Source organism: Acetobacter sp., from assembly GCF_047721705.1.
Lineage (GTDB): Bacteria > Pseudomonadota > Alphaproteobacteria > Acetobacterales > Acetobacteraceae > Acetobacter.
The window spans coordinates 13,538-37,742 of the sequence record NZ_JBDNXK010000002.1; the positions used below are offsets into that span (position 1 = coordinate 13,538).

16 protein-coding genes are annotated in these 24,205 nt (G+C 54.6%); 8 read left to right on the forward strand and 8 right to left on the reverse strand.

The window, feature by feature from the left end:
• The gene (locus ABF824_RS00495; RefSeq protein ID WP_415485841.1) at positions 1 to 999 is read right to left on the reverse strand and encodes a glycosyltransferase; all 999 of its coding nucleotides are present in this window, start codon (positions 997 to 999) and stop codon (positions 1 to 3) included.
• Positions 1,000 to 1,039: 40 nt separating this feature from the next.
• On the reverse strand, positions 1,040 to 2,071 hold the full coding sequence (locus ABF824_RS00500) for an ELM1/GtrOC1 family putative glycosyltransferase (RefSeq protein ID WP_415485842.1): 1,032 nt from the start codon (positions 2,069 to 2,071) through the stop codon (positions 1,040 to 1,042).
• 237 nt (positions 2,072 to 2,308) lie between these two features.
• Between ABF824_RS00500 and ABF824_RS00505 the strand changes: the two genes are divergently transcribed.
• A complete protein-coding gene (locus ABF824_RS00505) occupies positions 2,309 to 3,445 on the forward strand; it encodes a sensor domain-containing protein (protein WP_415485907.1) in 1,137 nt (378 codons plus the stop codon).
• A gap of 7 nt (positions 3,446 to 3,452) precedes the next feature.
• Here ABF824_RS00505 and ABF824_RS00510 read toward each other — a convergent pair whose 3' ends face one another.
• Positions 3,453 to 4,532 (reverse strand): glycosyltransferase, encoded by a 1,080-nt coding sequence (locus tag ABF824_RS00510; protein ID WP_415485843.1) that lies wholly within the window; start codon positions 4,530 to 4,532, stop codon positions 3,453 to 3,455.
• A gap of 156 nt (positions 4,533 to 4,688) precedes the next feature.
• Entirely contained in the window at positions 4,689 to 6,116 is a 1,428-nt protein-coding gene (locus tag ABF824_RS00515; RefSeq protein WP_415485844.1) for a helix-turn-helix domain-containing protein, read from the reverse strand.
• A gap of 135 nt (positions 6,117 to 6,251) precedes the next feature.
• On the opposite strand from ABF824_RS00515, the gene aceA reads away from it, so the two are divergent.
• Both aceA and ABF824_RS00525 read left to right on the forward strand, forming a co-directional pair.
• Positions 6,252 to 7,586 (forward strand): isocitrate lyase, encoded by a 1,335-nt coding sequence (gene aceA, locus ABF824_RS00520; RefSeq protein ID WP_415485845.1) that lies wholly within the window; start codon positions 6,252 to 6,254, stop codon positions 7,584 to 7,586.
• Between the two features lie 75 nt (positions 7,587 to 7,661).
• On the forward strand, positions 7,662 to 9,890 hold the full coding sequence (locus ABF824_RS00525; RefSeq protein ID WP_415485846.1) for a malate synthase G: 2,229 nt from the start codon (positions 7,662 to 7,664) through the stop codon (positions 9,888 to 9,890).
• A gap of 76 nt (positions 9,891 to 9,966) precedes the next feature.
• Here ABF824_RS00525 and ABF824_RS00530 read toward each other — a convergent pair whose 3' ends face one another.
• From ABF824_RS00530 to ABF824_RS00540, 3 genes are all read right to left on the reverse strand, one after another.
• Entirely contained in the window at positions 9,967 to 11,262 is a 1,296-nt protein-coding gene (locus ABF824_RS00530) for an MFS transporter (RefSeq protein ID WP_415485847.1), read from the reverse strand.
• Between the two features lie 75 nt (positions 11,263 to 11,337).
• Positions 11,338 to 13,035 (reverse strand): alpha-keto acid decarboxylase family protein, encoded by a 1,698-nt coding sequence (locus ABF824_RS00535; RefSeq protein ID WP_415485848.1) that lies wholly within the window; start codon positions 13,033 to 13,035, stop codon positions 11,338 to 11,340.
• Between the two features lie 30 nt (positions 13,036 to 13,065).
• Positions 13,066 to 14,937: a hypothetical protein gene (locus ABF824_RS00540; protein ID WP_415485849.1), complete on the reverse strand. Its 1,872-nt coding sequence runs from the start codon at positions 14,935 to 14,937 to the stop codon at positions 13,066 to 13,068.
• A 138-nt stretch (positions 14,938 to 15,075) separates the two neighbouring features.
• On the opposite strand from ABF824_RS00540, the gene ABF824_RS00545 reads away from it, so the two are divergent.
• The 5 genes from ABF824_RS00545 to cbiB all read left to right on the forward strand — a co-directional run bounded on the left by ABF824_RS00545 (position 15,076) and on the right by cbiB (position 22,622).
• Positions 15,076 to 15,810 carry a TetR/AcrR family transcriptional regulator gene (locus ABF824_RS00545; RefSeq protein WP_415485850.1) on the forward strand — a complete coding sequence of 245 codons (735 nt, stop codon included), beginning with the start codon at positions 15,076 to 15,078 and terminating at the stop codon, positions 15,808 to 15,810.
• Positions 15,811 to 15,909: 99 nt separating this feature from the next.
• Complete coding sequence (locus ABF824_RS00550; protein ID WP_415485851.1) at positions 15,910 to 17,040, forward strand: efflux RND transporter periplasmic adaptor subunit; 1,131 nt, start codon at positions 15,910 to 15,912, stop codon at positions 17,038 to 17,040.
• Complete coding sequence (locus tag ABF824_RS00555; RefSeq protein WP_415485852.1) at positions 17,040 to 20,099, forward strand: efflux RND transporter permease subunit; 3,060 nt, start codon at positions 17,040 to 17,042, stop codon at positions 20,097 to 20,099. Before ABF824_RS00550 ends, ABF824_RS00555 begins: the two co-directional genes overlap by 1 nt.
• Positions 20,092 to 21,549, forward strand: coding sequence for an efflux transporter outer membrane subunit (locus tag ABF824_RS00560; RefSeq protein WP_415485853.1), 1,458 nt, complete (start codon positions 20,092 to 20,094; stop codon positions 21,547 to 21,549). The genes ABF824_RS00555 and ABF824_RS00560 overlap by 8 nt, the downstream gene beginning before the upstream one ends.
• Positions 21,550 to 21,686: 137 nt before the next feature.
• Complete coding sequence (gene cbiB, locus ABF824_RS00565; protein ID WP_415485854.1) at positions 21,687 to 22,622, forward strand: adenosylcobinamide-phosphate synthase CbiB; 936 nt, start codon at positions 21,687 to 21,689, stop codon at positions 22,620 to 22,622.
• Between the two features lie 3 nt (positions 22,623 to 22,625).
• Here the strand turns inward: cbiB and ABF824_RS00570 are convergent, their stop codons facing one another.
• Positions 22,626 to 24,071, reverse strand: coding sequence for a cobyric acid synthase (locus ABF824_RS00570; protein ID WP_415485855.1), 1,446 nt, complete (start codon positions 24,069 to 24,071; stop codon positions 22,626 to 22,628).
• Positions 24,072 to 24,205 lie beyond the last annotated feature (134 nt).

Here is a 24,205-nt window from a genome sequence, read left to right on the forward strand (position 1 = left end):
CTAGTTACTCAAACCTTCCCTGATGGCACGTGCAAGCAAACCAATACGCTGACGCAGAAAGCCGCCGGAAAGAAATGTTTTCGGAGCCCGCAATACAGTAAGACCCGCAACCTTCACTGTGCAGTAGCCGATAATATTGAGACGGTACAACCAAGGGCGCACCACAGAAGGACGTTCAAGCCATATCCTGTTTCTGACCGTATAAAAGACGCGCCTGTCTTCACTGCTTTTGGCCAACCAGGGATGCGGCATCTTTTTGCGATCACTCTGTGCGGTATTAGCCTGCCATGACTGATCGATATCGTGAAGACGACTTTCGGGACACAGCCATATGCAGCCGCCATTTTGCGGAATCTGTTGCGAAAACGCATAATCATCGAAGTAAAGATAAAACTCGGTCGGAGGCAATGTGATGCGATCCAGCCATGAGCGCGCGAACCAGATGCCGCCATAGGCTGCCACACCCAGTTCGATGCACCCGCCCTCCAGACGCGCACGACGCTTGCCGCCATTCCAGATATGCCCGATGTTGAAATCGAAAAACGCATCCGGCTCGATCCAGTGAAGAAATTTTCTGGCCACAACTTTCTGATAGGCGCGCTTATCAGCACGATAGCTCATTATCGCATTGTCGGCTGACCCACCGAGACGCTTCCATGCAGCTTCCAATGCCGCCAGAGCACCCTCTTGCGGCACTGTGTCGTCATCCAGCACCCAAAGGAAATCAACATTCTGTCGGGAAGCAGCTTCTTTCAGGCCGGCATGAAAGCCCCCTGCCGACCCCGTGTTCTCAGGCAAACGAACGATCTGTAGAAAATCCGCGCCCATTTCTTTCTGCAAAAGTGCGAGCTTTTTCTGAGCCGACAGCGGCGTTCCATTATCAACAATAATCGCGCTACCTGCCCCGCATTCCCGTGCCGCCGCCAATACCTGCGCCAGAAGATGCGTCCGTTCGCCATACGTCACTGTCACAACACAGGTGGTAAAAAACGCCATCATCAAATACTTTTCTTTCATTCAACCGCGTTTCTAAAAATCACTATAAAGAAACTTCCAGTCGTGCATTCTCATGTTTTTCAATTACAGTAAGAACCCTATCCCGGCACAAAACCAGTTCATTGTCCGGCATCGGATCAGTCCGGCGCCAGTCTGGTTCGGCAAGATCTGCCCCATTCAGGGCTCTGACCAATCCCTCTTGCAACAGAACCTCATGCCAGCGCAGAAAATCCGTTCCTCCAGCAAGCCAGCCTCGACGGATCAATGCATAGCGAAGCGCGGGAGCGGTACGATTGAAGGCGATTTTCAGCCTCTGCACTGGTGGAAAAAGTGGTTTCAGTCGATAGAGCCATGTCGGGCATCCACTGCGCCAGGCATCTGCGATCAGTGAAGCACTGTCGGCCGTTACCACCAGCCGGTTACTGCTTTCGAGAATATCTTTCAATCGCCGGAAATCGACAATCTCGGGGCAAGCCGCATAGCGTGACAGTAGCAGGGAACGAATATTTTCAGGCGTTCGTGGACCGGGAACAACTCGTAGAATCTCACCATTCAGACGAGCAAGTTTTTCTGCCTCATCCAGCATGCACACGACATCTTCCCGGTCATAGGCGAAATGACGCGTCGGTCCCCCTAGTAGAACTGTCGTGCTTCGCCCCGGCTGGGTTGGCCGTGGCATAACGAATGGATGCTGGAGACCTGCACCATTCAACGGCATGGTAAGCTGAATGACATTCCCCGCTGGCGGAAAATCATCCTGTGGCATGAGGATGATCAGATCCAGCCTCGACAGCGCAATCAACCGGGGACGACCAAACTGCACGATGCGCGGGCGACCCCCGAAAGTTTTCTGCAACAGCAAAGCCCGCGGCACAGCTGAACCGAAGGAGAAGATAAGCGCAGGTTCAGTCTCTGGAAGCGCGTTTTCTTGCGTAAACTGATACGGCAACCCCGTCGCCTGCGCGAGCGCTTCGCACTGACCCATCTCCCCTTTTCGACGGGTATCGACAATCAGGATTGAGGGCATGTTTTTTGTAATGGGCGTTACTCGCTGATCGTGCTCATCTGTTAACATGGATACAGCTTTATCAGGGTGATCCACGATATGAACCCGATCAAGTTCTGTTTCCCATTTCCCGAAAATTCTGACAAAACCGGGTTTAACCACGTTTTTCTCACAAAACCAGACCTCACGAAGAAGAAGCGCCTACAGCTGCTCTGGCGTGACAGAAGAACACGAACAGACTACATCGGGCGCATCGGTACCTGAGCCAGAAGCTGGTCGTATCTTCACTGGATGTTATGCCGAATGTTGAGAGTGGTCTTTCCCTTTATCGCTCAACCTCACCAGACACTGCACTCTCTGCCAATCGCCTTTGAAATGGCGCTACGCCATCCCGAAATCGACGTGCATGTCGCCTGCCTTACTCCTCAGCACCTCTCTTATATCCAGTCTCTTGCCGCACTGTATCCGCCTGCCTTCATCACATACGAATTGCTGAAGATGCCAGATTTTCTGCGTCGCAGAATTGAAAGCAGAGGCCCTGAACCGCTCACAAAACTTCTGGTTCTACTTCTGAACCGTTCGTATTTTTCACACTTTCAGGCGATTGTCGTGCCTGAACGGACCTCGCTGTATCTCAAACGCATGGGCCTCCGTAACGTCCGTTTCATCTGGACAAGGCATGGCGCAGGAGATCGGGCAATCGGTTTTGCAAAGGATGTAAAACTCTTCGATTTTGTGCTTCTTGCCGGCAAGAAAGTCGAAGAACGCCTTCTGGCTCAGGGGGCCATCAAGCCGGGTCATTATCATCGTGGCGTTTATGCGAAACTCGATATCGTGCGACGCATGAGGCAGGATGACAGCCACCTGTTTTCCAATGACCGGCCAACAATCCTTTACAATCCGCACTTTTCATCATCGCTTTCCTCATGGCCAACTTTCGGAGAGCGTATCCTTCAGTATTTCGCAAATCAGGATAAATACAATCTGATTTTTGCCCCACATTATCGGCTGTTCAATCATGACGAAGAAACAGGTGAGGCTCTGATCCGTCAGTTTGAGGATTATCCTCACATGCTGATTGATCCCGGCAGCACCCGTAGCATTGACATGACTTACACCATGGCGGCCGATCTTTATCTTGGCGACGTCAGCAGTCAGGTTGCGGAATTCCTGATCCGGCCCCGCCCCTGTCTGTTTCTCAATGCCCACAACGCCAACTGGCAAAACAATCCGAATTATGCGTTCTGGCATCTGGGAGAAGTCATAAACGATCCCCTGCTGCTGCCAGAAGCACTTGATCGCGCTTTCAGCCTGCACCCGCAGTTCGAGGCGCAACAGAAGGCTTATGTAGCCGAAACATTCGAGTTCCCCGATGACGGCCCGACCGCACCCGGCGCAGCCGACGCCATCGTCGATTTTCTCAGACGACCTTCACACGTCTGAAACCGCTTTATCTACCAACAATTTCCTCAACACGGCTCATCACATTCTTTCCCGTCTGCTCAAAGTGAGCCTCTCCGAAACGCTCCAGAACGACACGCCGCGCTTCCGCTCCCATTGATGATAGCGATTCCGGCTTTTCGAGCAGTTCTTGCAAAGCATTTGCAAAAGCCTCTGGATTTTCAGGTGGCACGATCCGGCCCGTCTTGTCCGTAATGGTGAATGGCATTTCTCCCGCCCTGGAAGCGACCACCGGCAGCCGCGCAAGCATTGCTTCGTGGGCTCCGAGACAAAACCCTTCCCACAGAGAAGGCTGGGTATAAAGATGCAGTCCAGCCAGAAAAGCAGGGGGATCACTCACATATCCGACAAGCCTTACAGGTAGATTATCCCGGGCAATCATGGCTTCCAGCCGCGCTCTTTCCTCTCCTTCGCCAGCAATCAGCACCTCAAAAAGCGGTAAAGTGCTTTTGCCATGCAACAATGAAATTGCAGCGCAAAGCGTGTCATAACCTTTCACAGGATGCAGCCGTCCCAGTGTGCCAATCCTGAGAGTTTCACCGGGTTTCCAAGGGGATGCCTGAGGAAAATCCTCATGTGCGCAGAAAATGGGCCAACGCAGGATCCGATCCGGCGCGATCCCCAATGTTCTTCGCGTCATCTGTTCGACACAGGCAGAGTCTGCAATCCACAAAGCAGACCGATTGCGAAGCAGCCGCAGAAGCCGCGCATTCATTGGCTTCAAGCGCGCCGAATGCTGCCAGCTCACCACGGGCACACGGAGAAATTTTCCCACAACTTGCCCGAGCAAAGTCGCGCGCGTGAGCGAGGTCCAGATCACATCAGGTCGATAGGCCGCCATCTCACGCTTCAACCACAGAAAGGCTGAAACATGATCCGTGCGGCTCCCTTCTCGGACATGGACACGCAATCCAGCGCGTTCCATTGGGGCAATCGCTTTGCCGTCACGCCGGGCCAAGGCAAATATCTCGACATGATGACCCAGTTTGCGCATCACGCCGGTCACGTCAGGAACCGGTAACGCTGCCCCTCCCCCTTCTACAGAATTGATGACATAGGCAATTTTCATGAGAATTTCTTACTTTCTGAATGCCATAAGTCTTCATGCAGGCAGGAAGTCTATTGCTCAAAGAGCGACTTCTGTCGGATAGCGCCTCAGGGTTACAGGCGCAATCGTACTAGCCTTCGGAAAAAGAAACTTTCATGACATTCACATCTCCTCACCTTATCCCACCTCATCAAATGGGATGGGGCGAGAGACACGCTGATTGACGTCCGGTGTCAGGCGGTGGGCAACGGGAGGAAAAGCGCGAGAACGACATTCAGTCCAGTCGCAGAGGTGACAGGAGATCCCGATTGGCGTTGGAGTGGATGTCAGATTGATAAAATCAGAATACACAATTTCATCTGCCCGTGAGATATCACACCCAATGGTCACAACATGCACCGGCCGCACTTCGCCCCACTGGGTCACAATGCCCGAAACAGTGCGAGCGACAGACAGAAATTTCATCCCGTTTGTAAATTCCGTGAGTTGAACCTGTATGTTTCCAGGAGTGGAAAAAGCCATGCAGGCGTTCCAGTTCGGACAGGGGTTGCCCTGTTTCGGGATGGGAAAACCGCAAGCGGAAAAACTTTTGGTGATGTTTCCAGCCGGATCCGTCCTCACGAAAAAAAACGATACACCTCTGGCGCCCGGCCTCTGCAAACTGGCTACTCTCTGCGCAGCCTGCTGATAGGAGACACCAAACTTCATGCAAAGAATATCAAGATCGTAACGGCAGGAAACCGCAGCTTCCAGAAAAGATTCGTAAGGCATCAACAGAGAGGCAGCCGCATAATTGGCCAGACCGATGTGCAGAAATGTTCTGGCCTCTTCTGAACTGGGTTTTTCCTCATCGATGATATTTTTTATGACATCTGCCGCTTCAAACAGCATCAACTGAAAGGCCATCTGGAAGCCACGACTTTCGCGAGGCAGCAGATAGGAGAGTGTCAATGTTTTATGTGCCGGATCATATTGCCTGAGCATATCATCGACCGGCTGCACCTGCACGATAACACCGTGTTTGAGGCGAAGGCGTGTCGCTATGGCATGGTTCAGTTCTGACTGTGGGATATCCGTGGAAAACCCAAGATCTTTTGCCATATCATGTCGCAGGATCTCAGCGGCGCTTTCCAGAGTGGGAAAGTAATTCAAACGCTCATCATAAATACGTCTGATTTCCTCCTTGGGCAGGATAACCCTTCGGCCACCCGGCAACGCCATTCCTTCTGCCTCATGTCGGGCAGCCAGCCATGCCTGATGCAACGCCAGAATAGCACGCGCTACATTCGGCTGAGCCGCAACGGCGGACAACTCATGTCCAGCCCCCTCCAGACTGGTGCCCAGTTCAGGGTGTGCAAGGGCTTCCCGCAATTGCGCTTCCAGCTTCTGTTCTTCCGTTCCGGACAGAACCTCGATACCGACATCCAATGTCCGGGCCAGCTTGATCAGCAGGGATGCAGTGATGCTGCGCTGATCATGTTCGATCAGATTGAGATAGCTGGCCGAAATTCCGAGACGCGTGGACAGTCCCTGCTGCGAGAGATTTCTCTCCTGCCTCAGGCGCCGGATAATATGCCCGATCCGTGTGGAGGAAGCCTTCACCATGACAAGTTTTACAAATACAGATTCTTAATTGTAAAGAAATTTACAACATTCATCTGCGATCTGCCTTTCTCTATAGAAATAAAAATCGAACTCATCTTAACTGAACATGTCGCACAAAAGAAGAAAGAGACGAACATGTCAGTCAGTGCCATTGAAAAATTCATCTCCGACCCGAAGAGATTCGCGGGAATCCGTCGCGATTTCACAGCTGCGGATGTGGCGCGTCTCTCTGGTTCATTCCGGATCGAGCATACGCTTGCCCGTATGGGAGCAGAACGGCTGTGGAAGCTTCTGCACGAAGAGCCTTACATCAATTCTCTGGGAGCCCTGACAGGCAACCAGGCGATGCAGCAGGTCAAGGCAGGGCTGAAAGCCATCTATCTGTCAGGCTGGCAGGTCGCTGCGGACGCCAATCTGGGGGAACAGATGTATCCCGACCAGTCGCTCTATCCCGCCAATTCGGTGCCTGCGGTGGTCCGGCGCATCAACAACGCCCTGCGTCGCTGTGATGAGATCGCGACCATGGAAGGGAATAAGGACAAGACCTACTGGATGGCGCCGATCATTGCTGACGCGGAAGCCGGCTTCGGCGGTTCGCTCAACGTGTTCGAACTGATGCGCTCCATGATTTCCGCTGGTGCGGCAGGCGTTCATTTCGAGGACCAGCTGGCCTCCGAAAAGAAATGTGGTCATCTGGGAGGGAAGGTTCTCATTCCGGTCTCCCAGCATATTCGGGTTCTGAACTCGGCGCGGCTGGGCGCTGATGTCGAAGGCGTTCCGACGGTGCTGATCTGCCGCACGGATGCGCATTCCGCTCAGCTTCTCACCTCCGACATCGACGAGCGGGATCATCCGTTCCTGTCGGGAGAGCGCACGCCGGAAGGCTTCTTCCGCATCAAGGAAGGTCTGGGCGTTGAATATGCGATTGCCCGCTCCCTCGCCTACGCGCCCTACGCCGACCTTCTGTGGTGGGAAACGTCCGAGCCCAATCTGGAGGAAGCGACGCAGTTCGCCGAAGCCATCCATGCCAAGTTCCCCGGCAAGCTTCTGGCCTACAACTGCTCACCGTCCTTCAACTGGAAGAAGAAGCTCTCCGAAAAGGAGATCGCCAACTACCAGAAGGAACTGGGCAGGCTCGGTTACAAGTATCAGTTCGTCACGCTCGCGGGTTTCCATGCCTTGAATTACTCCATGTTCAAGCTGGCGCATGGCTACGCATCGCACGGCATGGCGGCTTACTCCGAGCTACAGCAGGCCGAATTCGCGGCGGAAGCCGATGGTTACACGGCCACCCGCCACCAGCGCGAGGTCGGAACCGGCTGGTTCGATATGGTGGCCACAACGGCCAGCGGCGGCCAGTCCTCCACCACGGCCATGCATGGCTCGACGGAGCATGATCAGTTCCACGACAAGCCCCACGGCACGCCCGATAGCCACCAAACGAAACCCAGTCCTGAACTCACTGCGTGAGAATAGAAACTCTCTCAGCATCCGCACGCTGTCCTGCCTTTCATGAGGCAGGACAGTCTTTTCCGGAGACACACAATGACAACACGTATCCAGACAAACGGTCTCAACGTGCATCCCGCACTCCACGCATTCGTAGAGAAGGAACTGCTTCCCGACACCGGCGTGACTTCCAGGGATTTCTGGGCTGGTGTTTCCGGGCTTGTCAGAGATTTCTCGCCGAAAATCCGTGATGCGCTTCAGGAGCGCAGCCGTCTCCAGTCAGAAATCAACAAATTCCTGACGCAGCACCGTGACACCGATACGGAAACACAGACGCATTTCCTGCGCCAGATCGGCTATATCGAAGAGCAGCCGGAAACTTTCTCCGTGACGACCGGTAATCTCGATCTCGAGATCTGCCAGATCGCCGGACCGCAGCTGGTGGTGCCGGTGAATAACGCCCGTTATGCCCTGAACGCCGTCAATGCCCGTTGGGGCAGCCTGTACGATGCGCTTTATGGCACGGACGCCATCCCGCAGGACGCACCTCTCGCGCCGGGCGCCACATTCAACCCGCAGCGTGGTCGCGCCGTTGTCCGTCGCGTGCGTGTGTTTCTGGATGAAACGGTTCCGTTGGCATCCGGTAGTCATGACGAAGTTCGCCGTTATTACGTCCAGAACGGTAAGCTGTTGGCGCAACTGACAAACGGGCAGGAAACCGGCCTGAGCACTGTTTCGCAATTTGTCGGCTACACCGGTTCCGAGGAAAATCCAGAACGGATCGTGCTGGTCAATAACGGGCTGCATATAGAACTGCGCATCGACCGCTCCACACCTGTCGGCAGCACGGATCCGGCCGGTATCAGCGACGTGCAGATTGAGTCCGCTCTCAGCACGATCATGGATTTTGAGGACAGTGTCGCGGCGGTCGATGCCGTGGACAAGGTCCTTGTCTACCGCAACTGGCTTGGTCTCATGCGCGGCACGCTGCTGGCCCGCTTTGCACGTGGTTCATCCATTGTTGCGCGTGAAATGAACAAAGACAGACGCTACACCGCGCCTGATGGTTCAACGCTTTCGCTTTCGGGCCGCAGTCTCCTCCTAGTGCGCACGGTCGGGCATCACATGTTCACCGATGCCATTCTGGACGGGGATGGCCGGGAAGTGCCGGAAGGCGTGCTCGACGCCATGATCGCCGCCGTAGCTGCTCTCCATGACCTGCGTGGAACAAACAAAGGAGGAAACAGCGCGAGCGGATCCGTCTATATCGTGCGTCCGAAAATGCACGGATCGAAGGAAGTCGCGCTTTCACGGGAGATTTTCGCCCATATCGAAGACCTGCTGGCTCTTGAGCGCAACACCCTCAAAATGGGCATCATGGATGAAGAAAGACGCACCAGCATCAACCTGGCCGCCTGCATCCGCGAAGCGAAAGAGCGCGCATTCTTCATCAACACCGGCTTCCTCGATCGCACGGGAGATGAAATCCACACCTGTATGCGCGCCGGTCCTGTCGTTCGCAAAGGAGAGATGAAAAACAGCCGCTGGATCAAGGCCTATGAACAGCGCAACGTGGCGATCGGTCTGGCCTCCAACCTGCGGATTGGTCCCGACGGACATGGACAAGTCGGCAAGGGCATGTGGGCCATGCCGGATCGCATGAACGACATGATCGAACAGAAAGGCGCGCAACTACGGGCGGGTGCCAGCACGGCATGGGTGCCGTCGCCGACAGCGGCCACCCTGCACGCGCTGCACTATCACGCCACCGATGTTGCTTCTGTGCAGAAGGATCTTTCACAAAGACCGGCAGCACCTCTCGATGAGCTTCTGACGATGCCGTTGGCGGCAGGCGACGAGCGCTGGTCGGAAGAGGAGATCATGCATGAGCTGGACACCAACCTGCAAAGCATCCTCGGCTATGTCGCCCGATGGGTGGATATGGGGGTTGGCTGCTCGAAAGTGCCTGATCTCAATGATGTTGGCCTGATGGAGGATCGCGCTACGCTACGCATCTCGTCCCAGCATGTCTCCAACTGGCTGATGCATGGGATTGTCACCGAAGAACAGGTGGAACGTGCGATGGCCCGTATGGCCCGGCTGGTGGATGAACAGAACCGCGATGAACCGGGCTATGTGCCGCTTTCCACGCACCAGCACGGGCCAGCCTACCTCGCCGCACGGGATCTGGTGTTCGCCGGTGCTTTCCAGCCCAACGGCTATACGGAAGCGATCCTGCATACCCGTCGGCGGGAAGCGAAAGCGCAGCATGTGGAATGCGAACTACATCTGCATGAGGACACACCGCTGCGTTACGCAGGATAAGTGATCCAGTCGCAAAAGGGGCGATCAACCCATTGATACGGGTTGATCGCCCTCTTCATTCAGAAATCACACAAAATCAGTTTTTTCTGACAGCCCAGCCCGTCTCTTTCAGCGGAAAGGACAGCAGGATGGCTATGACAACACCAATGAGGAGCGGCAGGAACGCATGCTGGTATCCTTCCATTGTCAGATCGGTGCTTTTACCCATCAAGGCGGAAACCAACGGAGACATGATTCCTGTGGTTCCGAACACGAGGAAATTCATCACACCAGCGGCAGTACCCTTCACCTCCGGCGGATTGGCTTCCTTCATGGTCGAAAAAGGGATCATGGCGGCGCCAGATGCAATGCCCATGACAAGTGCAACCATGTATTTCGGCATGACGCCAACCGGCACGTAAACCGCACAGACGGAACAGGCGAGAAGAACGAGCGCGCCGCCGATGAGCACAGGCTTGCGACGGCCGATCTTGTCGGAAATCCAGCCCAGCAGCGGGCAGCCGATCACCCAGCCGATCGGAACCATGGACACATCGGAAGCCGCGAACGCCATGGATGTGTGTTCCCCACCGCTCAGCATGGAAGCACCCCAGCCAAGCGCGCCGATGGTTGTGGGAACGAACAGAAGCCCACCGATCAGACCCGCATACCAACTCTGAGGGTTGGAGAAGATGATTTTGAAAGGCTTGATCAGATTGCCCACAGTGAGGTCACCATGATGGTGGGCGCTGTCACCGGAATCGCGAGGCATGATGACCCACACAGCCGCGGCGAGCACCAGTCCAAGCACACCAAATCCCAGCCACACATGCGGCCATGCTACATGGAATGACCCATTGGGATCAATGAGCATGCGGGTTGGCTTGGACCCGAACGCAGCGCCTGCCATACCGAGACACTGTGTCAGACCAACGAAAAGAGCGAGTGTCCGAGCGGGAAGATAGCGGGCTGCGACATAGGATGAACCGACAAAGGCGCAGATCGCACCGATGGCCTGAATGACATAGCCACCGACGCCGGCGACTGCACTTCCCTGCGCAAAGATCAAGCAGCCCACAGCAGTGATTCCGATGAAGCCCGGCAGGATGGCATGCGCGCCATAGCGGTCCAGCAGCACGCCAACGACGAGCGCCATCAGAGCGTAAACAATGTAGTAGGATGCAATCATCAGGCCGAGATGGCTGTTGCCCCATGCGGCCGCCAATTCATGCTGCATGATGCCCGGCGCTGACCGGATTGCATATTGATAGAAATAGAACAGCGCACAGAGAAACCATGCCAATACGTAAAGCGGCTGGAGTTTCTGGGGCTGTCCGGCGGGGGCGGCAACTGGCTCGGCGGACGCGCCTGCAGGAGGTGCTGTTGGCGGCATGAAGTCTCCGTTGGAGATGATATTCAGACGAAACAGGCGACCCTGAGGCCGCCTGTCGAAGAAGGTCGAACCGACTTATTTCGCGGGTGGCCGACCGTTGGCAGTCGCCACGTGTCGTCCCCATGAAATGAGTTCGCTTGTGCAGTCATCACGAGGAATCACGCATTCGATCAGCACTGGTCCGCCTTTGTGGGCCACAGCGGCTTTCACAGCATCGTCAAGCTCACCGATGGAAGTGGCGCGGAAACCCTTACCCTTACCATCCTGTGCGTTGAACGTGTCGATGATACCGGCGTAATTCCAGTTCTTGATGTTGTTGTAAGGACCGTCGTGGATTTCCACTTCGATCGTGTAACCCGCGTTATTGATCAGGAAAATGATCACCGGCAGGTTCCGGCGCACCATCTGCCCAACTTCCTGCGCCGTCAGCTGGAACGACCCGTCACCGACCATGAGGATGTTGCGACGTTCTGGCGCAGCTACGGCGTAACCGAACATGGACGGTACGGACCAGCCGATATGCCCCCACTGCATTTCATATTCCACACGTGCGCCACGCGGAAGTTTCGTGCGGGCGACGTTGAACCATGAATCACCAGTCTCGCCGAAGATGGTGGTGTCAGACGTGACAATGGACTGAAGCGTGCGCTGGATATGTTCGCGCGTCAGTTTGCCATCTTTCTTTGCGTTTTCAGGCGCGGTTTCCGTCACACCACCACCGATACGCTTATATTCGACCATCGTGGCGTCTTTCTTTGCCTTGCCAGCAAAGTATTTCGTCACGCCATCCAGAACATCACGCAGGTGGATGTTGTCGAATGTCTGATCACCGACCTTCGTAATATCCTTATCGGCATTCACGACATTTGCGCCCCGGGGCCATGCCGTCCAGCCTTCGGTGGAATAATCGTTGAAGATACAGCCCAGTGCGAAAACACTGTCCGCCCAGTTGAAGATATCAGCGACTTTTGGCGAACTCGCGCTTCCCCAGAAGGTGCCGATATAGTTGGCATGATCTTCGGGGAAAAAGCTTTTCGCCGCGCCCATGGTTGCAACACAGCAACCCAGCGCATCAGCGAGACGAATGGCAGCCTCTTCAGCCCCTGCGGCACGAAGCTTGCTACCGACAAGAATGACTGGCTTCTGCTTGCTCTCGATGAATTTGGAAACAGCTTCAACAGCAGCTTTCAGCGTTTCCGGATCTGAAGCAGGTTCGTTCAGCAAAGAACTGATCGGACCCGGAGCACGACAAGGCTGAGCGGAAACATTGCAGGCGATTTCGATATAGGCAGGCTTCTTCTCGCGAAGCGCCGTCCGGATGGCATGATCGATCTTTTCCGGTGCATCTTCGGCAGAGATGATGGAAACAGCAGCACAAGTCAGTTCTTTTGCGATGCGCAGCTGGTAGCCGTAATCCGTAGTGCCAATGGTGTGATGCAGGATGTGACCGCTGGCGTGATCGTTGGAGTTAGGCGCGCCGGAAACAAGGATGACCGGCAGGTTCTCAGCGTAAGCACCACCGATGGCATTGAGGGCGGAAAGGGCACCAACACTGAAGGTAACGATACAGGCGCCAGCTCCATTGGCGCGTGCATAGCCTTCTGCCGCGAAACCACAGTTCAGTTCGTTCGAGCAGTAAACCTGTTCGCAATTCTTGTTTTCAAGAAGCTGGTCGAGCAGGACGAGATTGTAATCGCCAGCCACAGCAAAGTGATGCTTCAGGCCGATCTGGGCGAAACGTTCCGCGAGATATGTACCGACTGTATAAGACATGTCTTTTTTATCTCCTTGTGTCCCGACCCGTTATTGCTGGAAAGGCAGATAACGGAACGTGGCGTAAACCGTGTTTCCTGTCGTTGTCGGATTGACGCTGTCGCCAAAACCGTCATCGCCCTTGAAAGCGAATTTGCGGATGTAGGTGTATTGCAGGCCGCCCATCACGCTGCCGTAATGGCCGTCCAGAAAGTGCCACCATCCGCCGACAGTGAACGAGGCAAGTGTTCGGGTCTGCGCATTGCAGGTTCCGAATTCGATATCGCACCCGGCAAGATTCTGGTCGGTCACACCGTATCCATACTGGTTGCCATCAGCCGCGACGAAGCGCTTCTTTCCGGCAGCCTCGACACCGCCGTAAAGATACAGCAGCACCGATTTGTTAGGATGACCGATCAACCCGAGCGATCCCCTGATCTCGGGGATTGGAGCCATTTGGCCACGACTGTTAAAAGTTGTATCAGGAATCAGGGTCGGACCATATCGCCCGATCCCCTCGCCCGCGATCACATTTCCCGCGAGCTGTAGCTTCGGGGTCCCAAGCGGCACCGTCATGCCACCGCCAACACCGCCACCGAACCGTGTGTCCTTATGGGTGTGCGCCGCGCCCGGAGACTGGATTACGGAGCGGAACCAGCGCGCCAGACCAAACACTTCGTAGTGCCCGACAGACGTATCGACTGCCCCTTTAAGCACCACATCCGGCGCAGGATTATCCGTATAATTTGTTTCCGGATTAAGCAGTGCACCGCCGCTATTCTGATAATACACACGAGCACCGACTTTTTCGTTTCCCACAGCCGGCAGATAACCTCCTGAGGACATTGCCGAGGAAAAGCCCACGGTTGCCTGCGGATCTTCGATTGACAAGGAGAGCCAGTATTTTTCGGCCCAATCTTTTGTCAGACGAATCTGGGGAACGCGAGTGAACGTAATGCCGGGAATCTGGTTATTATCGGTGACAGCAGGAAGCTGTTCACTTCTGGCCAGCACTCCCTTGGCATAGTTCGTGGTCAGGCTCCATGCCTGCCCCATGAGAACATGGAAGCCCAACTCCTTGTCGGCAAACGTGAAATACCCCTGACGCAGTCGGGGAACATATCCACTGATCTGCACGCTGTTGGTGCTGCCACCAGAGCCACCAAAATCGGTTTCGATATAGGCCTGAAGACGAATGGCACTCGTCGGATTTGCTTCAAGCAATGTGGAAAAACGGCTAAGCTGGGCGGAAAGACGCTCTTCGCTCAACCCGTGGTTCGGACTATTGGCATAAGGGAAATTGTTCCACGCGGTCGCTGGACCACTCGCCAAGTCTGAATCACGCCAGATATTGGACAACTCAAGAAAGCCACCTAGCCTGACGGAAATATTACCAATACTGAACACTGGCGGCAGATGATCCACCTCCGTCTGGGTAATGGCCAGAGGGCTGGAGGAACTCAGATCGATTGATGAGTTCTTTTCTTCAGACGCCGCTGCAATTGGTTGGCCCCCATTGTCATCAGGCCCACCAAGATGAAGGAATGGCCGCGCACGCTGGGCCCGCTGAGGATCATCTGAAAAGAGAGGCTGCGGTTCGACGGGGGTGTTGTCAGAACTGGACGCAATGACGCCAACTCCGTGACCAGACATCGCACTGTTCGCATGAACCGCAGACGCACGGCCTTTAACAGCGTCTTTATGCGCTGAAACGATCCGACCAGGATGACGATGCTGCTCTATAACCAGCACTTTCTGTTCAAGTCGTTTGATCTGCTCCTTGATGGCCGCCAGATCCGCGTCATCGTCCGCTTTTGCCGGGGACACATATGCCACAGTCAGCCCCACCACCCCGGCGCACATTTTGGCAACACGGGATGACTTTTCCAGTCTGATGAAAGGATAGACAAAAAGTCGTGACATCGCGCGCTCTTGTAGAGGCAATGTCTTTGCAATGGTTTGACAAAAATCAAACGGAGAATAAATTTTTTTTTAGAATACCTGTTTTCGACAGTTTACCGCCGATCTCGCACAAAGAAGCAGCGGGAACTTTGTCCATCTATGCAAAAAATTTCAATCGGAAAATATCACATTTCTGCAACATATCCAGCCGCTCTGCATAAACATCCTTTGCTCCAAAAACATAATCCTCCCTCCCCTCAACAGCAAAACCCACTTTACAAACATACCGTCTGGACGGTATGTTTCAGTATGAGCCAAGGAACGAAGCGCACAAAACGACCCGAAGCCGTTAAAAGTGACGTCCTGAATGCAGCCGCCCGCATTCTGACAACTAAAGGGATTCAGTCTTTCACACTGGACCTCGTGGCGAAGGAAGCAGGTGTAAGCAAGGGTGGATTACTCCATCATTTCGCGAATAAGAAATCCCTGCTGGACGGTCTGTTTCTGCGGGAAATGGAGGTCTTTCGGGAGGACATCATTTCTTCCATGGCAAAAGATCCTGTGAAAGAAGGCCGAGCCGTTCGGGCTTATATAGGGCTTGGTCGGACGGAAACCCTACAAGACGATGCTCCGCCGTTATTACGGCACTTACTGGCGGTTATGCTTCTGGAACCCCAGTTCTGCACTGACTGGACACATCATTACTGGGAAACGATCAAATCAGTCGGATTGTTTGATGAGATCACCACTCCGGGCCTTTTGTCCTGCCTTGCTGCGGACGGTCTTTCACTCTGGAATATTCTGGGTGTGAACATCATTGAACAGACCTCCCGAGATGATCTGTACAAATTGATCGCGCAGTTAACATCTCCATCAAAAGAATCAGAACAATAAAATGTTCTTGTCACAATTAAAAATAACGGATTCCCGAAAACTCAACACCCAAGATTTTGACTGCACACATCCCGTCATCGTCATGGAATCTATCCTACGTTGAGAAATATCCGTTTCCCGGAATATACCATGTATTATCATTCATTTTCGAAATACTTACTACATTGTGCAGCTCTGGTGCCATTGCTTTACTGCACAGCGTGTAAACCAGCATCGAATACGTCAAAAAAGACGTCGTCCACACCCGTCGAAGCAATAAAAACAGTCGAGGAAAGGCAAAATCTTTCCATTTTTACCGGCACTTATAGTATGACGCGCAGCATGCCCCTTGCTTCCGCTCAGGCTGGCCGCATTGCCTCTACGTTGGTGACTTCAGGGCAGTTTGTCCGAAAAGGGCAAGCCCTTGTCACGTTTGATAACACGGCCGCACTTGAAGGCGTCGCGCAAGCGGAAGGTGAATTGGAAGCAGCCCACGCTGACGCAACACAAAGCGCACTGTTGTCCAAAAGAAGCCGTGGTCTGGATACCGTCGGCGGTCTGTCGACCGAAATGGTTGAAGCACGCGCTTTTTCGGCAAAGGCGTCCCATGGGAAAAGGAGTGCTGCCTTGGCGTCCCTGCATCAGGCTCAAATACAGGCAGCAGAAACCGTGGTTCGCGCACCCGAAGATGGGTTGATCACCAGCGTTTCAGGCGTTCCGGGTAGCGTGACAGACGCGGGAAGAGAAGTGGTGCGTCTGGCCTCAGGCGATCCAGAAGTGCGTATATATGCTTTATCGACTTCGCCCATGAAAGTGGGCGATGAAGCCTGGGTCAATACATTACCAGACCCCGCCCATCATTTCGTCCATGCGGTCATTCGTGAAATTGACGGTGCCGCTGATGTGACAAATCAGATGCGCGGTATCCGTCTCACACTGGATAAGCCTCTACCTGTCGCTGTGAACACTGCCGTCAGAGTAACCTTTACTTCTCCGCAAGATCGATTTCTCGCGCGTGTGCCTCTGACAGCACTGATCGACAATGAAAATGACACTGCCCATCTTTGGGTTATTACAAAAACCGACGAAAAATCACGGACTGTTTTACGCCAGGTGAATGTCATCGCTCTGCGAGGCGCAGATGCGCTGGTCAAGGGGCTTCAGTCTGGAGAAATAATCGTTGCCAGTGGTGCGGATACTCTCAAATCCAATCAAATTGTAAAAATAGCTGACCTGTTAAGTGAACAGTGATGATGGAACGATTTAACCTTTCACGGTGGGCGGTTCATCACCCGGCCCTTATCGGCTTTCTCATGGTCACGCTTTTTCTGGCGGGCGGCTATGAATTCAATCACCTAGGCCGCGCCGAAGATCCTGCTTTCACCCTCAAGAATATGATCGTTTCCGCCCAATGGCCGGGCGCGAGCGCCGAGCAGATGCAGAAACAGATCGCGGCTCCTCTCGAACAGGGGCTGCGCAATGTCGAGGCTATTGATACGCTCAGCACCTATTGCATCGCATCTGCTTGCGTCACGCAGATTTTTTTAAAAGATGACGAACTGAAGGAACGTGTCCCTGCCATCTGGCAACAGATCCGCAATAAAGTTTCGGATATCGCGCCAGATCTTCCTCCCAACGCTGTACTCGCGGCGAATGATGACTATGCCGATGTCTATGGCTACGTTTTTACGTTAACAGGAAGCGAAAATGCTACACTGGTCAAAACGGCAGAGGCCCTTCAGAAGACATTTCAACGCATACACGATGTAGGGAAAGTTCAGATCATTGGGGCAATGCCCCAACAGATCCATGTTGATGTGGACCCGCAGCAGCTTTCCACGACGGGCCTGAGTATCGACCAAATTTCTCAGGCCCTTCGTCAGCGCACAGGCCTGGCCCAGGCAGGCGTTGTGGATTTCACAACGGAGATTCCCTTAAGTGTCTCTGGAACGCTTGACGGGGTTTCGTCCATTGAGAATGCCCCTGTGCGAGGACAGCCCGGTATTGTACGGGTGCGTGAAATAGCAGAGGTTGGCAGGGATTATTCTGATCCGCCTCCTTCTCTTGTCCGTTATGGCGGCAAACCGGCCGTTGTTATTGCCGTTGCCATGACACAGGGCGGGGATGGGCTGACGCTCGGAAAATCATTACGTCAGGCTGCGGCGCAGGCGGCAGCAGAACTTCCCGCAGGCATGAAACTCACTCAGGTGGAAGACCAGAGTCTTGTCATACAGGAAGCGGTCAACACCTTTCTGATTAAATTTCTTGTTGCCCTGACAGTCGTTTTGCTGGTTGCTTTTGTCAGCCTCGGCTGGCGTGCGGGTATCATTGTTGCTCTCTCTGTTCCTCTGACACTGTCGGGGGTCGCTCTCTACATGGGCGCAAAAAATATTGGTCTGGACAGAATCTCTCTGGGTGCGCTGATTCTGTCTCTTGGACTTCTGGTTGACGACGCCATCATCAGCATCGAAGCCATGGTGGTGCAGCTCGAACTGGGCCGCAGCAGGGAGGAAGCCGCGTCCTATGCCTGGACCCATACCGCTTTCCCCATGCTTACCGGCACTTTACTGACAGTTGTCAGCTTCCTTCCGATTGGTCTGGCGAACTCGACAACAGGTGAATATGCGGGAGAAATTTTCTGGGTAAGCGGAGCGGCTTTGCTGTTCAGCTGGATTGTTGCGGTCGTCTTTATTCCATTTCTGGGGATGCATCTGCTCCCTGAACCGAAACGCGCGATGCCTGAAGACACCCCGTCCCCAACTCCCCGTCACAAGCTTTCAGAAAAATTCCAGAATATTCTTCACGAGACGCTACACCATAACCGCCTTGTCGTAGGGATCACCCTGCTTCTGGTAGCCATGGCTGCTGGCGGCATGTTTCTGGTGGATCAGCAGTTCTTTCCCCAGTCTGACAGACCTGAACTCCTTGTTGATGTAGCAATGGAGCCCGGTACGGCAATCGGGCGGACAAGCGCCGTTGTCAGTCGGTTGGAACACCAGCTTACTGGACAAAAATCACTCCGTCATATGGAAGCGCATATTGGTGATGGTGCGCCCCGTTTCTATCTACCTTACGGCCCCGCCACGCCGAGTTCCGCACACGCAACCCTTCTGCTCGTTGCCCAGAATATCCATGCCAGAGAAGAGCTGATTGGAAAGATCAATGCAATCACACTGCCTGTGGGGGTGCATCTTAATATTCAGCGTCTGTCACTTGGACCGACTGCCGATTTTCCCGTTCAATACCGTATCATTGGTTCCGATCCGGAACGCCTGCGCTCGATTGCCCGTGACGTGGAAGCTGTTTTACGCGACACAAATGGCGCTATCGCTGTTCAGTCGGACTGGGGTAATCGCACGCCGACACTGACTTTCGATGCTGACCCGGACCGTCTGGCGACATTCCAAACCGACCGCACGAACGTTGCCTCCCAACTGCAATCCGCACTTTCCGGCGAGATCGCGGGGGATATTCCTGATGGGCATCGACATACAGCCATCATAGTCCGTGCAAATGCGGCCTTCCGGTCTGATCCCGGACGGTGGACAGACATTCCCGTAAACACTGGCGCTGGTGTTGTGCCTCTGGGGCAATTAGGGGCGATAAGAACCACAAGTGCCTTTCCAATTCTTTGGCAGCGAAATGGCGAACTTTGCATGACGGTTCAGTCGAATGTCGAGAATGGCATTCAACCCTCCCGTATCGTACAGGTGGCAGCCTCCGGCATTGCCACTATCCAGACGCACCTCCCCGCTGGCTATCGGATCGAAATTGGTGGCGATGAGGAACTGTCCTCTACTGCTGATAACGCGATTTTTTCTCTTCTTCCCCTCACGGGCGCAGTGGTGCTGCTGCTGTTGATGGTTCAGCTACAAAGTCTGAGCCGCTCTTTGCTTGTTATTTTCTCGGCTTTGCTTGGACTGGTCGGGTCTGTAGGAGCCCTGCTTGTTTCCGGTGCTCCTTTTGGTTTTGTCGCATTGCTGGGCCTGATCGCTCTGGCCGGCATGATCATGCGCAACACCATTCTGCTGGTTGATCAGATTCAGCAAAACCATCGTGCAGGCATGCTCTCTGAAGACGCCGTTATCCACGCCACCATGACCCGCGCGCGTCCTGTTATCCTGACGGCCATCTCTGCCATGCTGGCTTTCATCCCTTTAAGCTTCAATGTTTTCTGGGGCCCTATGGCCATCACCATGATCGGTGGGCTGGCTGGTGGCACTCTGCTGACCCTGATAGCCCTGCCCGCCTTTTACACGCTCCTGTTTACCCAAGCGAACAACCAACCAGGGAACTCGCTCCATGCCTGATGTACGTTCCCTCTTCAGGTATGGAAGCAGGCTGCTCATTGCCCTCTCTGTCAGTCTGTCCAACTGCACGATGGGTCCGGATTTTGTGCCACCCAAGCCAGCATTACCAACCCAGTGGCAAAATAGCAGTCCCTCTGTCTCATCCCGCCCAATCACGCCCGAATGGTGGAAAATGTTCAATGACCCAGCATTGGACAGCCTTATGAGGCGGGCTGCGCTGGGCAATCCAGATATGGCAATGGCCATTGAACGGATTAAGGCTGAGCGTATTCAGCGCGGAGCGGTTTCCGCAGAAGGCATGCCAAAACTGAATGCACAGGCGAGTTACAGCCGCGAACGACTTGGCACCGCCGGTGTTGGCGATGTTCTGAAACCTCTCCTAGGGATTGGTTCAGATGAAGGTGGAAGCGGACCTGACGGTGTAACCTATTCCAATTACAGTCTGGGCGGTGCCGCATCCTGGGAACTGGATCTCTGGGGACGTCAGCGTCGTATGCAGGAGACCGCCGATGCCGAATACACTGCCGTGCAGGCTGATGGTGATGCCCTGCGTCTTTCCTTGCAGGCAGAAATTGCACGCACCTATTTTCAGTGGCGTTACCTTAATGATGCCTTGAACAGGACCGAGACGAAACTGGATATTGCCCAGAAGACCTTGAATATTGCCCACGCTGTGCAAAGTCGTGGACTTCTCGCACCCGTCGATCTAGATGACCAAAAAACCCTGTGTCACAGATATCTTGCTGAACGCTATGAACTCGATACGAAACGGGTTTCCCTTCAGCGCGCCTTGGCCACATTGGTTACAGGGCGCCCGGACACCGTGCTGCCGGAACTCTCCCATCCAGCACCTTTGCAAAGTCAGAAGATCCCGCATATCACCCCCGACATTCCTTCTGAAATCGCCAGAAATCGTCCTGATATCCGTGCAGCAGAGGCGCGTCTGCATGCTGCAACAGCAGCGATCGGTGTTGCCAAGGCCGATTTTTATCCACGTGTTCTTCTCACAGGGCAATTCAGCGTGGATGCCCTGACTGTCGCGCAACTTGGCTGGAACGCCCGCAACACATCGTTTGGTCCTTCCATTTCACTTCCCATTTTCAATGGGGGCCGCCTTTCCCGCCAGCTTGAACTCCGTCACTCGCAGGAACGCAGCGCGGGTATTGCCTATCAAATGACCGTCATGAACGCCTGGCGCGAAATCGAGGACATTCTCGCAAAACAACGTTTTTTCAACTCCCGTCATGAAGATCTTCTGCAAACACTGGAGGAAAAGAAAATGCACACCAATGCACAAAGGCAGCGCTACAATCATGGTGATGTCGCCAGAACCGATGTTCTTGCAACAGACCTGTCTGAATACGAGACAGAGGCCGACATTGATCAAGTCGTCATGGCGCTCCTCATCAATGATGTCGATCTGAGCGCGGCGCTGGGCAATCGTCGATGAGTCATTATGCCGGTTGATTAAATCCCGTGCCGTTAGCCGAAACGAGCACAAGCTGTTATCGCAAAAGACATCATGACAAATCTTTCCATCAATTTTCATAAAAACCCGCCGTGCTGATCAAGGAATCCGCAGCAGCAATGCTGATCGCCTTTGCGCTTGATGCCGCCGTTGGCTGGCCATCAGGTTTGTACAAACGTATTGGTCACCCCGTAACGTGGCTTGGCAGACTGATCGGTTTTGGAGATCACGCTCTCAATCAGGAACAATCCAGCAATCTTGCGCGCCGGAGCGCCGGCACATGTTTCGCGCTTTTCATCATACTGCTGGTCGCAAGCGTGACTCTGGACATAACCCGTTTACTGCCAAAAGATTTTACAGGCGTTATCCTGACCGGCGTGCTGGCATGGCCACTTGTGGCAACGCGCTCCCTGCATGATCACGTCGCCGCCGTGGCAAAACCTCTTGTTGCGGGCGATCTTGCTGGCGCACGATACGCCGTCTCCATGATCGTCGGTCGCAATCCAGACCTTCTGGACCGTGCTGGGATCGCGCGGGCAGCTGCGGAAAGTCTTGCCGAGAACACGGCTGATGGCATCGTCGCCCCCTTGTTCTGGGGCGTGCTATTCGGGCTACCGGGCATTGCTACCTACAAAGCCATCAACACAATGGACTCAATGATCGGCCATAGATCTCCCCGTCACGAGGCCTTTGGATGGGCTGCTGCCCGGATTGACGATCTGGCCAATCTGATCCCTGCACGACTGACGGGTTTCCTTTTCGCACTGGTCTCGCATAATCCTGCAACAACCGTGCAGATCATGCTGCGCGATGCCCATGCGCACCGTTCCCCCAATGCTGGCTGGCCCGAAGCGGCTTTTGCTGGCGCTCTCGGCATCCGTCTTTCCGGGCCGCGTGTGTATGACAATCGCATCGCGAACGAGCCGTGGCTGAATGGCACCGCACCAGACCCGCAAGCAGAAGATCTCTTACGAGGACTAAGACTATATCAACGAGCGATGATTGCTCTGGCCATCATACTGCTCGGAATCATTCTCTTTGTAGAAGCGATCTGATCTCTATCGTGCCGTTGCTAACAGTCCGCCAACATCACAATGCGCTTCGAGATGATCCGCGAGTGAGTCAAGAGTGCTTTCTACCGCATTGCCATAGTTCAGCATCGAGGATGCTGCCCCAAGCTGCCGCAGAAAGGCGCTGCGAAAAGCATCATCAGCGAACATGCCGTGAAGATAACTCCCCAGGATGCGTCCGTCAGAGGAAAGCGCGCCTTCCGGCTCACCGTTCACATAAGCGAAGGGGTGACAACGCGCCTCTCCCGTAGTCGTGCCGATATGGATTTCGTAGCCGGACATCGGCGCGCCAGTAGCAGCATGAACCGCCTTCACTCGTGAAAGACGTTTGTCCGCCTGCATTGTCGTAACAACATCGAGCAGACCTAGGCCGGGTGTGTCGCCTGCCCGACCTTCAAGCCCCTCCGGATCGTGGATCATCGTGCCCAACATCTGGTAGCCACCGCAAATGCCGAGCACATATCCGCCTCTCCGCACATGAGCCTGAATGTCGATATCCCAGCCCTGAGCACGCAACCATGCGAGATCCGCGCAGGTTGATTTCGTTCCCGGCAGAATGATGAGGTCCGTATCACCGGGAATGGCCTGCCCCGGTCCGATCATTGTGAGCGTGACCTGCGATTCCTGTTTGAGCGGATCGAGATCGTCAAAATTGGCGATGCGAGACAGGACCGGCACCGCGATCTTCAAAGGCCCGTCTTCGGCGGTTCTGCGCAGGTCCAGAGCGTCTTCCGCAGGAAGGCGTGCGGCATCGGCAAAATAGGGCACCACCCCGAAACCACGCCAGCCCGTCTGCTGTTCGATCAGCGTGTAGCCATCATCAAACAGGCTTGGGTCGCCCCGAAAGCGGTTTACCAGAAATCCGATAATCTGACCGGCATCCGCAGGATCGAGCACAACCTTGGTGCCGACAATCTGGGCGATTACTCCGCCTCGATCGATATCACCCACCAGCACGACAGGGACATCGGCTGCGCGAGCAAAGCCCATATTGGCGATATCATGCGCGCGCAGATTGACTTCGGCAGGGCTTCCCGCCCCTTCAACAATGACAAGGTCAGCACTTTTCCGTAGGCGTTCGAAACTCTCAAGAACGGGAGCCAGTAGATTCGGCTTCAGTGCGGCATAGTCACGCGCCTGCACGGTTGAGAGACGCCGCCCTTGAACGATCACCTGCGCGCCTCTGTCCGTTTCAGGTTTCAGGAGAACGGGATTCATGTCCGTGTGCGGCGCGCGACCACAGGCCAGCGCCTGAAGCGCCTGCGCCCGCCCGATTTCGCCGCCATCCTCGGTAACCGCCGCATTATTCGACATGTTTTGCGGTTTGAATGGCGCAACCGATATCCCACGTCGCAACGCAGCCCTGCACAGTCCCGCCACAAGCAGTGACTTGCCGACGTTCGAGCCGGTGCCCTGAATCATCAATGCGCGCATCAGTATCCCCGGTGGTCCCAACTCGTTCGCAAGACCCCACTCCTGTCGTGAAAAGCTGTCACACGCTGCTTTCGGACCACATTTAGCGGCATGTCAATGCGGCGACCGGACAGGCGTATCGCTTGACATGGAGC

Excerpts from the sequence above, each read along its gene's own strand:
- ABF824_RS00500 (WP_415485842.1), bottom strand. The coding sequence starts at position 2,071 with ATGTTAACAGATGAGCACGATCAGCGAGTAACGCCCATTACAAAAAAC.
- ABF824_RS00530 (WP_415485847.1), bottom strand. The coding sequence starts at position 11,262 with ATGCCGCCAACAGCACCTCCTGCAGGCGCGTCCGCCGAGCCAGTTGCC.
- ABF824_RS00510 (WP_415485843.1), bottom strand. The coding sequence starts at position 4,532 with ATGAAAATTGCCTATGTCATCAATTCTGTAGAAGGGGGAGGGGCAGCG.
- ABF824_RS00545 (WP_415485850.1), top strand. The coding sequence starts at position 15,076 with ATGCAAAAAATTTCAATCGGAAAATATCACATTTCTGCAACATATCCA.
- ABF824_RS00495 (WP_415485841.1), bottom strand. The coding sequence starts at position 999 with ATGATGGCGTTTTTTACCACCTGTGTTGTGACAGTGACGTATGGCGAA.
- ABF824_RS00555 (WP_415485852.1), top strand. The coding sequence starts at position 17,040 with ATGATGGAACGATTTAACCTTTCACGGTGGGCGGTTCATCACCCGGCC.
- aceA (WP_415485845.1), top strand. The coding sequence starts at position 6,252 with ATGTCAGTCAGTGCCATTGAAAAATTCATCTCCGACCCGAAGAGATTC.
- cbiB (WP_415485854.1), top strand. The coding sequence starts at position 21,687 with ATGCTGATCGCCTTTGCGCTTGATGCCGCCGTTGGCTGGCCATCAGGT.
- ABF824_RS00570 (WP_415485855.1), bottom strand. The coding sequence starts at position 24,071 with ATGCGCGCATTGATGATTCAGGGCACCGGCTCGAACGTCGGCAAGTCA.
- ABF824_RS00515 (WP_415485844.1), bottom strand. The coding sequence starts at position 6,116 with ATGGTGAAGGCTTCCTCCACACGGATCGGGCATATTATCCGGCGCCTG.
- ABF824_RS00535 (WP_415485848.1), bottom strand. The coding sequence starts at position 13,035 with ATGTCTTATACAGTCGGTACATATCTCGCGGAACGTTTCGCCCAGATC.
- ABF824_RS00560 (WP_415485853.1), top strand. The coding sequence starts at position 20,092 with ATGCCTGATGTACGTTCCCTCTTCAGGTATGGAAGCAGGCTGCTCATT.
- ABF824_RS00540 (WP_415485849.1), bottom strand. The coding sequence starts at position 14,937 with ATGTCACGACTTTTTGTCTATCCTTTCATCAGACTGGAAAAGTCATCC.
- ABF824_RS00525 (WP_415485846.1), top strand. The coding sequence starts at position 7,662 with ATGACAACACGTATCCAGACAAACGGTCTCAACGTGCATCCCGCACTC.